At 44.6% G+C, this 14,644-nt stretch carries 7 protein-coding genes; 3 read left to right on the top strand and 4 right to left on the bottom strand.

The window, feature by feature from the left end:
• Positions 1 to 100 precede the first annotated feature (100 nt).
• Positions 101 to 832, top strand: coding sequence for a carbonic anhydrase (locus NAF29_RS07000; protein WP_251260772.1), 732 nt, complete (start codon positions 101 to 103; stop codon positions 830 to 832).
• A gap of 107 nt (positions 833 to 939) precedes the next feature.
• Here NAF29_RS07000 and NAF29_RS06995 read toward each other — a convergent pair whose 3' ends face one another.
• The 3 genes from NAF29_RS06995 to NAF29_RS06985 all read right to left on the bottom strand — a co-directional run bounded on the left by NAF29_RS06995 (position 940) and on the right by NAF29_RS06985 (position 9,926).
• Positions 940 to 3,690: a hypothetical protein gene (locus NAF29_RS06995; protein ID WP_251260770.1), complete on the bottom strand. Its 2,751-nt coding sequence runs from the start codon at positions 3,688 to 3,690 to the stop codon at positions 940 to 942.
• Positions 3,691 to 3,775: 85 nt separating this feature from the next.
• Positions 3,776 to 6,523 (bottom strand): hypothetical protein, encoded by a 2,748-nt coding sequence (locus NAF29_RS06990; RefSeq protein ID WP_251260768.1) that lies wholly within the window; start codon positions 6,521 to 6,523, stop codon positions 3,776 to 3,778.
• Between the two features lie 34 nt (positions 6,524 to 6,557).
• Positions 6,558 to 9,926 carry a TonB-dependent receptor domain-containing protein gene (locus tag NAF29_RS06985; RefSeq protein ID WP_251260766.1) on the bottom strand — a complete coding sequence of 1,123 codons (3,369 nt, stop codon included), beginning with the start codon at positions 9,924 to 9,926 and terminating at the stop codon, positions 6,558 to 6,560.
• Positions 9,927 to 10,408: 482 nt separating this feature from the next.
• Between NAF29_RS06985 and NAF29_RS06980 the strand changes: the two genes are divergently transcribed.
• Entirely contained in the window at positions 10,409 to 12,439 is a 2,031-nt protein-coding gene (locus NAF29_RS06980) for a winged helix-turn-helix domain-containing protein (protein ID WP_251260765.1), read from the top strand.
• 22 nt (positions 12,440 to 12,461) lie between these two features.
• Here the strand turns inward: NAF29_RS06980 and NAF29_RS06975 are convergent, their stop codons facing one another.
• Entirely contained in the window at positions 12,462 to 13,223 is a 762-nt protein-coding gene (locus NAF29_RS06975) for an NRDE family protein (RefSeq protein WP_251260764.1), read from the bottom strand.
• Between the two features lie 310 nt (positions 13,224 to 13,533).
• Between NAF29_RS06975 and NAF29_RS06970 the strand changes: the two genes are divergently transcribed.
• Positions 13,534 to 14,637 carry a phosphoribosylaminoimidazolesuccinocarboxamide synthase gene (locus NAF29_RS06970; protein WP_251260762.1) on the top strand — a complete coding sequence of 368 codons (1,104 nt, stop codon included), beginning with the start codon at positions 13,534 to 13,536 and terminating at the stop codon, positions 14,635 to 14,637.
• Positions 14,638 to 14,644 lie beyond the last annotated feature (7 nt).

The raw sequence follows: 14,644 nt of genomic DNA, 5'->3' as shown, positions 1-14,644 counted from the left end.
TCTCGACTTCGCGGTCTTGAACTATCCTTTGTTCACTTTACATTTTGCCCCACATTGTGTGGCATTTTTAGAATACCGAGAGAACAGGATTCATCACACTATGAAACGGAACCTCATCACTTTAGCAGTCGCGATGTTCGCTTTTAATGTTACCGCAGGATCAGATCCACACTGGGGCTACTCTGGCAAAACCGGTCCACAAAATTGGTATAATTTAAGCGAAGCGAATGCCTCATGCGAGGGACAAAATCAATCCCCCATCGACCTTTCTGGCTTCGTTGAATCGACCCTTTCTGCAATTGACTTTAGTTACCAGGCTCAAGGCCACGAAATCATCAACAACGGGCATACGGTTCAAGTTAATTTTGAGACCGGCAGCCAAATAAAGCTCGACCAACATCAATTTAACCTCGTTCAATATCATTTCCACTCCCCAAGTGAAAACCACATCAACGGCAAATCATATCCATTAGAAGTACACATGGTACATGCCGATGCTGACGGCGCCTTAGCCGTTGTAGCAGTGATGTTTGATGAAGGCGCTGAAAATGAAGGTTTGGCTAAGGCATGGGCATCGCTTCCCAAACACGCAGGTGACAAACATTCATTGAGCACACCAGTGTCTGCGTTTGATTTGTTGCCAAAAAGCCAGGACTACTATCGATTCAATGGTTCGTTGACCACCCCTCCTTGCTCAGAAGGTGTGCGCTGGTTAGTGATGAAACAACCATTGACCGCTTCAAAGGCGCAAATTTCATCATTTCAAAGTACATTGCATGAGCCGAACAATCGCCCAATTCAGCCACTCAATGCACGTGTTGTGATGCAATAATACTGGCTCAACCGACGCCATGGAGCAAATAAAAGTTGTTTTAGCTTTGGTAAAAAAAGGCCGAACTCCAAAAAGTTCGGCCTTTTGCGTGAAGTCATCTCACATTGTTATTCGACGAACTTCAATACCGTCATACGCTCTCCGGTCATTTGATCCACCACATAAATAGCTTTGTCGCTGTTATCGAGCAGAAGCAATGGTGAAAGCCCCGGTTCACTTAGCACCGTCATGAGCTCTCCATACTCGCCACTGGATGGCGTATGAGTGAGTGTGATGGTTTTATTCGCCGCTATATTAGTCGCATCAAACGTCAATAAACTGGTGCCGTCGGCAACAAAGCCTTGACCCGTGACTGGATTGATTGCCATGTCTTCCATTTTGCCGCCGTCAAATGCAAACCCATCAGGCACCTCTAATGTAAGCGGTGTGGTCACTGAGTTCGACAAATCATTGGCATCCACTTCAACAACCCAAGTATTCGCATTGTTACGCGATGATACAAACACGAACTCAGTGCCGGAAGCATCTTGATAGATCGCAATAGTACGGACTGAACCAATGCTGTTGAGATACTCAATATCCCCTAATGCACCTGTAACGGGGTCGAAAGTATGCACACCTAATCCACTATTCCCTGCTACATAAACCTTATCATCATCGAATGAAAATGTTGATTTTACAGTACTTTTACCCGTAGTTGTGCCACCTTTCACTTCAGAAGCTGGCAAGGTCACATCCAACGGCGTTTCCGACGACAAGTCGTATGTGCGTGCCGATGCCCAATGCTCAGAATGGAACAAAAACGGTGTTGAGCCCACGGCTCTGTTATTGCTCAGGCTGATATCAAATACATATTCAGCCGTTGTAATCAGCGAGCTGTAAAGGTTTGTGAGTTCACCAGATTTACTCGGCGTGAAGATGAGCACTTGGTCGTCTCTTTTATTGTCATTGTTAAACAAATCATCTCGGAGAGTTTCATTCTGATCAACAATATAGAAAACCGGATTCGCTGCTTTCGTATCAACCGTCATGTCTTGTAACAGCCCTAAGGCATCAACACCGTCGGGCAGAGTAAAATCCGCAGGGAATGTTGCATCAGCAGAAGCAAGTTTAGTGATCTTAAGCTCATGACTAATGCCACCGGCAAGTCCCTTAGGCGGCTCATCTTTATACACCACGCTATTTTCACCCTCAGCAAGCGTGATAGAAATTTGCCAAGCGCCATTGGCATCTATCGATTCAACGTTCTCGAACTCGCCGCCATTCACCGAAACTTGAATGTTTGATGTATCTAGCGTCGGTGTACTTGCTGTTGCCGCTTCACTCACAGCAACACTAGCAATGCCGCGTAAGGTTGCTGTTGCGCCGTCAGTTGCAACTCCACTCATCGGAAACTCAAGCGTATTTTTCAACACAGGCCATGCTGGATCAGGAATAGTGCGAGCGTATCCCGTGAAACTCAATTCACCCAACGTTAGAACAGGTTCAAATACCGCGTAATATTGGTTTTCAGCTGAAAGGTTAGAGATATCGTATTTCAGCTCTAAGGTTTGCCCCGGTACAATCACACCAGGCTCTGTTGTAAACTCGCCCCCGTCAATTGAATAGCTAACCCCTGTACCTGCAATCGAAATTGGAAGGCTAGTATTGAACCCTTCAACTGTAACAGGTACCAAGTGGTCTTCGCCAAGCGGCAAATCGTAGACTTTGCCAATATCCAGCTTAGACTCATCGACCAAAGCGTCTTCTGCTGCAGTTGAGATGGTAAAGCTGTATTGGTCCATGTCACCTGCGGCATTAGGCCACTGCAGTTTGGCTTGGTATGTTTCTGCAAAGGCTTGCTCAGGAATCATGACCAAGACCTCGATGAAATCCCCCAATTTGGCGCAGGCGCCATAAGGATTTAATGCAGAGGTTGCTGATGATGTTTGGCGATTTACATACCAAATTGAAGGATATTCTTGGCCAACTTCAAACTCCATGTCTGGGCCTGGGAAATCGTTCGCTAATTCTTCTTGTTCATCATAAACAAAGGTTTGCTCAGTGATACTGTTGAACTGAAAGTTCACTTTATAAAATGGATCAAGTCCGTCAACACCAATAGGAAAGTCCGGATTGTCATTGTCATACTGTGAATTCAAACGAATTTTCACCAGCTGACCTTGAGCCACATTCGACAACTTAATGTCGGTGGGAACAGTGTCATCCAGTGATTTTTCTGGGTAGTATTCCGCAACAAAGCGATTAAACAGCAAATAGTCGGGTACGATATTTTCCAAATCCTGCGTTTTAATTGCAAAATCAAACGTATCGCCAGCATATTCAAGCTGAGCTTGGTACTCCACGCCATATCGGTTTTCTGGAATCTCAAATGCAAAATCGAGGGTGTCAGTGTTGTTGACTGACTGACGGGTTTTAAAACCATCCACTCGAAGTTGAGCGATGTTATAAGGTACGGTCTCAGGAATCATGAAATCTTCATCGCCCGGACAGCGCAGCTCATTCGGAACTAATACGGTGCCATCGCCAGCGTCTGCTGCACCGTTTTCGCCCGTTGTCGAGGTCACCGTAAATTTGTGATTAGCAAATTTAGAAAGACCTGTGACCGGCAAGGGGTTCCCGTCAGAATCAAGTACACTCCAAATATACGCTTGGCCGCTTGGTACTTGCGCACCCTCTTCAGACCAATTTGGAACATCAATATTTTCTTGCGCAACAAAGTTAGATGCGAGTAAAGCATCAGGGATAGTATCGTCCATATGCTCAGGACGTTGTGGGCTATCAGAACCACATGCGCTCAGCATGATGGTCGCAATCATCGCTGATAATGGCTTCAGCTTGGTGATTTGAGTATTCATTCATTACTCCAGAATTCTTTTCACTAAATTTCAAATGGTTCACCAAGCGCCACATCCTGTGTAGCGCTTGACGTTTTAGTTGTTTCTATTGGCAAACGCTTGCAGGTTCTACCCGTGGTGTTTTGAATACCCACACTCGGTCACCTGAGATGGGATCAATTGCAAATACGCCACCTTGTTCTTTATCTGTCGCGAGGATGTAATCCAACCCACCTTCCATCGCAAAGGATGAAATTCGTCCCATCAACATGGGCGACTCTGCGTCTAGGCCCTCGTTCGAGGCCAGTTGAGTTGCAGGCCATTCGCGTACACTGCGATCTTGGATGTGTGCAAGGTCGATCTTCCAAATCACATCGGCCTTGTTGTCGTCAGAAGATTCCGGCACGCCGATGTAGGCGTAACCTCGGGCATCATCCACAGCAATTGAGTTCGCTCGGTGCAAAGCAATCGGAGCATTGCCGTTGTCAGCATCAACCAACGTGATTTGAATATGCGTTTTTTCAGGATCAAGTGAGCTCATGACCACGTTGTCTGGGTTTTCAATGCCTTCGGGCAACTGAATACTTCTCAATAACACTTCACCGGTGTTCCCTCGATTTTGGTCGCCACCTTGGAAGCCGTTTTCCTTACCGTCAAGCGATAAAATAAACTCTTCAACCTGATCATTGCCTTCTTCGTCAACACGACCAATGGTATATACATCTAAAGAAAAACCATTGTTGAGCTCTTTATTGGCATCACCCGTACTGTTGGTTTCTTTTGCGACCCCTCCATTCCATGAACCACGCGAGGAGTTGTTCACATGGTGCCCACCATTGCTACGAGAATAGGCGCCATCAGAAGGAAATTTAAAGAGTTGAGAACCTACAAATTTCTGGTCTTTTAGAGAGAAATCCCACTTCGACTGGTTGGATATATACAACAGTTGTCCTGTCGCATCGAACGCCATATGACTTGGGTATCGAGACGCAACATGGGAGTTCGATATCTTAGGTTCAATAGCCGTTAAGTTGCCATTCAATTCCGAGTCATCAAAATGGCCTAACTTCCACGTCCGTCCTGCGACAAACACGCCACCGATTTGCGGCAATTGATGGTTAAACTGAATGCCATGAATGTCGCTTGCAACATTCGCAGCGCAACTCAATCGGCCAGATGCAGTCAATGGAAATTTCCATACAATTCCTTGGCCCTTGCCCGATAGGTCAGACACATCTGACATCAACAGAATTGGGTTTTCGGGTGTGCGATTATCCACCGTAATGTCGTTCAGATTTTTAAAGTACGACACTGCCGATGTTGCAGGGTAGAACGGAATATCCGCTAATTTATCCACGGTAAGGTAACTGGGTTCTGAAATACTCTCTTTCGGGCCTTGTAAGTCAGTTTTAGACCGGATTGAGTAGTCATTTCGAGCTTGAATAAGCGGCACAGGTGTTTGCCAGCGATAGGCTTTTAACACCATTTCTTGGCCCTCAATCTCAACCGTTCGGAAGTCATCAGGTGATTCCACCAAGTCGTCACCACTCAACACAATGGCATCAATACCGCTAATCGGTTCACCATCGGAATCAACCAGCTCCAACACGACTTCGGTCAGGTTAATTTCCTCTTGAGTACTGAACTCAGCTTGGTCCATATTGATGTAGCTCATGCCGCGCACCGTGATTGAGTCTGCAGATGTCACTGACTTAACCGGTGGAAACAGAGCTTGATCTGTTGCGCCTGGTACATAATCGGATGCGTAGTTGTGAAGCACCAAAGTATCTTGTTGCGTGTTGTCTGTGGTTGTATCGTCGTCTTTGATGGGGTTACCGTGTTCATCCAACGCCGGCGTAATTTCCCCTACGATGACTTGCGTTTCATAGGTCACATCGTAGGCATCTTCTGGCGTAGTGAAGAACAATGAAAACTCCACCCCTTGTCGAATGGAAACCGGCTGCCCGGTGTACTCAATCAGCTCCCCGTCTCGCCCAATTTGGTAGTCAACGCGATACTCATCACCGGTGCTCTTGATAATTTGAACCGGAGCCTGCGTGTTAAATCCAGAGAATGTCATGATTTTTTGAACTGTCCGACCAGGACGACGATTCAATACATCACGCCCGAGAAAATCTGGTACGTTCTCAATCACAGGGTTTCTAGCAACGGTGCTGGCCACATATTCATATTCAAGACCACCAACATTGAGTACTGCTCTGAATTTTTTCACCCAATCTTGGTCACTTAAGGTGAATGTTGGGCGGATCTCAGTACCATTAATGAAAATGCCCGGCTGTTCTGACAACGGCGCATTCATTCCAATATTGCTGTTGCTGTCTTCAGAAAAGGTTTCAAACAATTGATATTGAAATTTACCTTGCCCCGTTACATCGGTCGGTTCAGCGCTGATGGTGATCACTTCACCAACGTCATTGATGTATTCACCTGCCGCCACACATTCGTTATAAGAATCAAAGTATTCAATGACAGTATCGTCATAACACGTGTTCGTCACCTCTTGTACAAACGTTACCGATATCGGCGCTTGTCCACCGAGTGACAACCCCGTGACTGGATAGGTTAGAGCGGCGTGTTCTGAATCGGCTGTGGCCTTGTCGATCACATAGTAATAGGTCACTTCGCTGACGTTATTGTCACTACCTTCATCATTACCGCCTTTCTCAATCACGCGCTGAGAACGAGAGAACAAAGAGCCCGAGCTTTTGTGCAAGATTTCATTGGGAGTGAGCTTTTCACCCTCTTGAATATCGGTTGATTCTAAGTCCGCTTTACAGCCGGATAACCCGATAGCAACTGCTAATGCAGTTAATTTAAATAGCGTTGTGTTCATAAAATTTCCTAAATTCTTTATTCTTCAATCCGACTTAAAAGCTCACGCGAACGCCCGCAACATAGTCTGTTCCGGTGTCTTGATAGCGAGTGAGTAAGTGTTTTGTAGAGGTTTCGTCACCCACGTAGCGACGCCCCGATTCACCCAACACATTGCGTGCTTGAACGAACACAGTGGCTTGCTTGTAGCGATAACTGGCGGATAGATCCAAAGTGGCAAAGTCATCGTTCCACTCAGGCAATTGAATACCAGTCGGTGAATACTGAGTGTCACCCTCTACACCTTGGTAATCGTCGTAGCGTGTATAGATATATGGGTCTGTGCCTGCCGTAGAAGTACCTTGCAGGTTCTCCGTGCGGTAGTTATATGCAGCCCTGAAGTTAAAGCCTGCTTTGTCGTAAAAAAGAATAAAGTTGTAGCTTTCTTCTGAAAGGTTGTAGACCGGAAGTTCAGATCCATCGAGCTCACTGGTACCTGAATCTTGCGAGCTATCGGTGTAGGTATAATTCGCTTGCACACCAAAACCGCTTAAGAAACCAGGCAAATAATCAAAGGTATGAAGCGCTGCCAGTTCAATACCTTTAATGGTGCCATCGCCGCCATTAATCGGCTGCTTCACGGTCACCGGGTCATTGGTATAGTCTCCATCACCGTTTCGGTCTGCTGGAGACGCAATGGTGTAGAAACGGTTGGTATGGAAATTTGATAGATCTTTGAAAAATACAGCCGCACTCAGGCTATTAATTTCATTGATATACCATTCCCAAGACACATCGTAGTTAATGGCTTCTTCAGGGCGGAGATTCGGATTACCTAGGTTTGCCGTCCAAGAATAATTTGGTAAATCCAGCGACGGTGATAAGTCTTTCGGGTTCGCTCGAGCCATGGTTTTTGCCGCAGCTAAACGTACGAACATGTCGTCGGTCAACAATACATTCACGTTCAATGACGGTAGGAAGTTACTGTAATCACTGCTTTCTGAAACAGGATCATATTGCTCAACCTTAAGCCCGTTCAGATCTTTAAGCTCTTGGCCTTCATCATTGCGGAAGCGCGTGGTTTTCACCCCCAAAGAAGTTGTTTCTGTTTCGACGTAGCGCGCACCTAGGTTACCCGTCACAATGTAATTCATCACTTCGGTATTGAAATTAAATTTCAGATAAACCGCTTTTGTTTTTTCTGTAATCAAGTACGGATAGGTACCATCAACAACGTATTGGGCTTTGGGGATGGTCAACACATGATCCCATTCTTGGTAGCCTTTATCATTGTTTTCAATGGCTTCAGGGTTTTCCCAAAGCTTGTCGCTACACAGCCCCTCTGATTTGTCATAAATCAGGCAGTCACCTTCGCGTCCTGGGAATGCTCCGAGTATTAACTCTTTGAAACTATCGTGACTCATATCGAGCGTTAACCACGGATCGACATTCACACCGCTCGCATTCGGAAACATGCTTGGGCTAGACACCATATGACGCGAGTAGTAATCCTCAATGCCCGTTTGTTCGAACATCACTTGGTCAGCAAATCCGATGGACACTTTATCGTTACCAGTCACTTTTTCGCCTTCTGGGCGAGTGCTCAAGTCTCGATCATAAGCCAGCCAGTTGGTGGAAAAACGCGAATTCTCACCGGCATTACTGAATTCCATCTTTTGCTTGTGGCGTTTCATGTCGTTATTTGCATAGCGCCCACCAAACTCGATGGACGTAATCACATCGCCATCCACAGCCCAATCGAAATCTAATGAAAATTCATCTTTTTCATTTTCATCAGTGGTTAAAAAGCCCCACCCGTTGTGAAGTGCATACAGGTTTGGGTCTTGCAATTCTTCCGATAAAGGAGTGGACGATAAGCCGTCAGACGAAACATTCAGCACGCCAACGTTTGGAATGTCTTTACTCGGATCAAAGTCGTAGTACACATAGGCGTTAGTTAGCGCATTTGACTCTGCGTCAGCGGCATTTGTACCGGGGCTAAAGCGCTGTGCGATACTGTCGTTTTCGTTTTTGGAACGCGCATAGGCGTACTTCGCCTCAACTCTCCAAGCGTCGTTAATATCGTATTTAGTGGTGAAACTCCAAGTGCTGCTGTCTGTTGTACTCACACCGGAACCGTACTGACTAGCAACCGGAGCATGGTAAGCACTGCCGGTCGGTGTCACGGTCGCAGACTGCACGATGTAGCGCTCTAACATACCGTTAGATTGCACAAAATCTGCATCTGTAGGCTGGAGTAAACTATCGCTCGCGCGACGATTTCTGAAGTCTTGTGTTAAGAAGTATTCATCTGCGTTAGGTGACCGATTCCATTCGCCCAAAATAATTGGCGAATCATCACGTTCAGTGCCAATCAAATCGTAATCCATAATTTGATTGCTTTCGTGCCGCGTGCCGTATTTCATCACTTGATCGATAGCAATGCGTTCGAAATCGGATTTTTGACCAAATAGAGAAAATTCTAAATTATCAGTCGGCCGCCACTGCAATGTGCTATCGAGCGATAAGTTGCTTTGCTCAACCATACTGCGTTTAAACTCGATGTCTTCCGGTCGAAACACAGCATACGGCACATTAACATCGCCCGGTGAACGAGGGACAAAGTTCCCGTCTGTACCCACAGACGTTTCACGTAAACTGCCATTTAGATACTTGTTGTTCTTCAGCTGATTTTCAATTGCAGGTGACCAAGCCGTTTTCATTTCATGGGTTTCGGCAAACCGCTTTTCTGTAGAAACGTTCACCAAGGCACCAAATTCTCCTGCCTTCCCCCAATCCCATCGATCAGACATTGCCAACGAGAATTTATTGCCGGTATCGTCAGCCAATTCATCTTTGGAGCCTTGTCCACTAACATTCACGAAACCTCCGTTTCGTTCCAGTGGAGTAAAAGTCTTTAAGCGAATAGTTGCACCAATGGCACCTTCAACCATGTCTGCAGTTGGAGATTTATAAACCTCAATCGCCTTAAACAGTGCGGTATCAATATTACCAAAGTCATTTGAACGAGAACCGCCAGATCCGGCCATACTTTGACCATTAACTTCTACTCGGTTTTGGCTCAAGCCACGAACTTGAAAGCCAGAACCTGCGCCAGTGTCATCTCGTCCAATTTGAACACCGGTCACACGCTGAAGCGCTTCGGCAATATTATTATCGGGAAGTTGGCCAATATCTTCTGCGGATATGGCATCCATTATTTGATCAGCGCTTTTCTTTAAGTATGCAGCCTCTTTTAGCGAGCTTCGAACGCCCTTTACGCTAATTACTTCTACCGGTTCTGATGAAGTTTCCTTGCTATTATCAGTCTGCTCTGCCGCAACCGCACTGGTCATTAAACTCAGCGCAAGCGATGACCAAAGACATTTTTGTATCGAATTGGCCAGTATGTGCTTCTGGAACATATGCTTCCTTTGTGTGTCTAGTTAGTGCAAATATTGGCGCCATTACACACACTAGGGGATCCTTCCAATGTGAAGCTGTTCGATTTGTAAAAAAAGTAAAAAAACTTAAGGCTCCCATTTTATTTTATGACTTTTTTAACCTATTGATTAAATAGAGTTTAATGCACAAAACCAGTTATTACGAGAAGTTTGGAATAGTGTTAAAAAAGCCAACCATCAGAAAAACCAAACCCTTTAAAGCCCCCAAAAAAGCTCATTAATCCATGAGAAATGAAAGATATTCCTACCCAACCCAAGATAGCATTAGGGGGTTAATATGGAGCAGAGCATCAGAAAAATGAGCGAAAAACCAATATAAGAAGTTCAAGAAAAGATGCTAAAAATTGAACATCAAAAATTAGTCAATCTAGAAAATAAAATTTATTTGAACTGAAAGCCTGCTGAAAACGCTTAAAACCTTCCTAAGAGCTGACATATGAAAAATGTCAGCTCTAATTTTAGGTAGGGAAAGTACCGACGGGATCGAAAGAATGACCTCATCCTCAGAAGAACAAGCATTTAAATTGAACGGCTTCTTAATTATTCCAAGTAATGATGAAGTAATATACAACAATACGGTTGAGAAAATTGAACCTAAAGTAATGCAGGTCCTGGTTTATTTGGCTGAAAATAGCGATAGAATTATTGCAACAGAGGAATTGTTAGAAAAGCTATGGGCAAATACGGTTGTTACTCCTATTTCTGCACAACGGTGCATATCTATATTAAGAAGCGTATTTAAAAAGTGTACTGAAGATAAGAATTACATATCTACCTTTTCCAAAAAAGGGTACCAACTTCGAGTTAAGCCTGTATACCTTGCAAAAGAAGAAAAGAAAAAGAGAATTATACAAATATCATGCATCGTTACTATTGGATTAGTGTTGTGCGCCCTTTTCTATCTGTTGTCTTCACAATCACTCAGTCAACCTGTGCCTGAGATCATCACTCCAGCGGATCAATCTGATTATTATGTATCGGCTCATCCTAAACGTGACATTAATGCATACATTGAAAAGAAAGAGATTGGCTATGAGTTATCGATAGGAGACAGAGAATCTGAGCGGTGGGTTATTTTTAACATCCCCAAATCCTATGGTGCTATGGCCGTTGACTGGTCACCAAGCGGTGATCAATTGTTGGTCATGTGGTATTACCCTGAAACTTATATCAATGTCTTTGATATTAATTTAGATGATAAAACGGTCAGCCACGTGAATGAGGTGCTAGTCGACGCAGACCACCGTTACGTTGATGCTTCATTTGCAGACGAAAGCAATGTAATAGGCATTCGTACGCCCCGAGATGACTACAACCACAAAGTCATTAACATCAGTATTGATGATGGCATCATCTCTTCTCTTTCACCACATGAATATGTAAAATCAGCAAAGATAAAGAATGGCATTCTAGCCCTTACTCAAAGAGATATGGGTCAAAGTCATGTTCGACTGTATGACACTCGAAAAAAACAAAACATACACACCATCACGACCGCAGATTTGGTGAACAACATTACATGGATGCGTCACCAAAACAGTGTGATATATATGACTAACCACGGTGCTAAAAAACTTTCTCTTGATGGCAACGTCACCGCTATTTTTTACCCTTATCAAGGCCAAATAGACTCACTCAGTTCATCTTTTGATGACCAAACGCTATACGCAGTCAACTACCAAGAGCTACCCGAGGTTTGGGAGCAGAAGCATTCATCATGTTGCTCAGAAAAAATCATCGGAGGTGCTGGCCGGAACACATCGGCTCAATACAGTCATGACGGACAAGCAATCGCCTTCATATCAGATCGTTCAGGTATCCCGCAACTTTGGATTCATCAACATGGCCAAAGCCGGCAGGCCACACACTACAATACTGAATATGATTTAGGAGAAATTGTTTGGTCCAATGATGATGAATGGATCAGCTATAAGAAAAATAACGATATTTACACTTACTCAGTCATCATGAAAAACAGTAAATCGCTGGTCACTGATGAATTATACGTTCGACCCATTGGCTTTTCTGAAGACAACCGAGAATTCTTTTACATCAACCACAACAAGCCCAAGCACAAAGTATGGAAAATTAATATCAAGGATTCCACAAAGACCAATCTTGATATCAAGAACATTACTGACATTACAGCATCGAATGGCCGTCTCTATTACACCGATAAATACCACAGAACGCTCAACCTCTATCATGAAAACGGCACAGATCTAGAAATTTCCAAGGAAGTTGAAAACTTTCGGATCTTGGGCTCAAATGCAACTCATATATTTTACTTTATACAAGAGCGCGGAATTAGGAATGTTATCTGGCAATACAATATTATTAGCGGCGAGCGTTCAATATTTAAGGAAAGAAACTCCTATCGCGGAAAGGTGACCTCCATCTCGAATACATTCGACACGTTGTATGAAGACAGCTTGCCCGAAAAGCGACACGTACAGATGCAACAAATTAAGTAGCCGAAACCATACACAAATTGGATTACACCGCTCGATCTAAATGATGCTCTGGCGGCATTGAACGCATCATCGAGACTCGTTCAGACATAGTGGTTTGGCACGGTGGGCCATCGCAATAGCTCAGGTGAATCGCAAGGTGATCCACGGTCAGCTGCGTGAAGCTTACCGTTTCGGAGTCATGACGATGTAAGCAATAGGATAAGGTAGGAGCGTGAGCATGATGGCTTTGATGCAACTGCGCAAAATCGAGCGAAGTGTTGACCCCTTCCGGCAAAGCGCGAATCATCTGCTCAAAAGCGAGCTTTCTGGCCTCGATGACCTGTTCAATATCAAATGCACACGACGATATCGGTGGCCTAGGCGTGTATATTGATAGAGCCACTCCATCCCACTGAAAGAGCCGAACACTCCACCCCTTTTGTCCCTCGGGCATAAAACATACGAAAGAAAAAGGCGCAAAATGATGGAGGTTGGCACTCTGCAAGTAACGGTATACCTCGCAGAACGCTGAAAAACCCACGCAATGTTTAACAATACTTCCGCGACTCACCAAATCGCCTTTGGGTAGGTTTCCTTGATAATAATTCAACAAAGCAAACGTACAGCCAAAATGATTTACCGCAAACCAAGTGCCCCCACCGTCCGGATCCAAAGGCATGATCACCTGCATGCCATCTACAGAGTATTGCTTAGGGGGAATAGCTTTACTTCGCGTTTTAAATTCATCTCGATTGAAAAAAACATGGTAACTTCCCTGCTCTATGTTCCAAGTCATTGTGCACATAGTTTGCCATCCTAGCTTTGTGTTTAAATCAGCTTAGTTGGCAACTAAAAGAACGCAAAAAAACCATAATACATTGGTTATTAATGAAGAGTACGCTGTGCGCTTGAACCACTGCGGCACTCAAAACCCTGTCAACCAGCTTTTATAAAAGCATCGCTACAGGCGCGTATAGCATGGCGCAGCGCTATATTTCTGGTATCATTCGCGCCATTCATTTGATGGAACCGACCACCATCAGATCACTTGCACGGTAGCAACACCTAAGAATCAAAATGTTTGTTACCTGAGTTTGATTTAAGGACCATTTGAGATGAGCCTCGCTGACAAAGTTCTAGCCGTAAATAATGACCTTCCAATTCGTACCGAACGCCCTGTTCACAGTGGCAAAGTCCGTTCGGTGTATTGGCTAACCGAAGCCGACAGTCGTCGTTTAATACAACAAAAAGGCTACGACGTAGCGCCCGATGCGCCCTTGGCCATCATGGTTATTAGTGATCGAATTTCAGCATTTGATTGCATCTGGCATGGCGAAGGCGGATTAAAAGGAGTGCCCGGCAAAGGCGCTGCTCTCAATGCCATTTCAAATCATTGGTTTCAGCTGTTTAAAGACAATGGTCTTGCCGACAGCCATATTTTGGACATCCCTCATCCATTTGTTTGGATTGTGCAAAAAGCAAAACCCGTCATGATCGAGGCGATTTGCCGTCAGTACATTACCGGTTCAATGTGGCGCTCTTATTCCAAAGGGGAACGCAGCTTTTGCGGTATTCAATTGCCCGATGGATTAACTAAAGATCAAAAACTCGATGATGTACTGATCACACCTTCAACCAAAGGCGTTCTAAAGGGCATTCCCAACGTAGCAGAAGTTGATGATGTGAACATCAGCCGTCAAGATATTGAAACCAATTTCAGCGCTTTTAACTTCTCTCAGGCATCGGATATTGCACAATACGAACGCCTGTTAAAAGAAGGCTTTGGTGTGATTAGTGAAGCACTTGCAGCCAACGACCAGGTGTTTGTAGATACCAAATTTGAATTTGGTTATGTGCATGATGCGAGTGGCCAAGAAAAGCTGATTTATATGGATGAAGTAGGTACACCAGATTCCTCCCGCATTTGGGATGGCGAACAATATCGCCAAGGTAATATTGTTGAAAAATCAAAAGAAGGCTTCCGCCAGTGGCTGCTCAATAACTTCCCTGACCCCGATATTCTGCTCAACAAAGATCGGATGGATGAGCGAGAAGCGTTGGCCCGAGACAACGCCCTTCCGAGCGAAGTGCTCATGAGTATTTCACAAACTTATGTCGGCATCGCTGAAAAGATTATCGGTCAGCCATTGGATATCTCTGAGAATCCAAAAGCTGAAATTATCGATGTATTACGCAATGAATATCAACTCATCGACTAAGTTCCAC

The organism is Echinimonas agarilytica (assembly GCF_023703465.1).
Classification (GTDB): Bacteria; Pseudomonadota; Gammaproteobacteria; order Enterobacterales; family Neiellaceae; genus Echinimonas; species Echinimonas agarilytica.
This window is presented reverse-complemented; position numbering and strand designations above follow the sequence as displayed.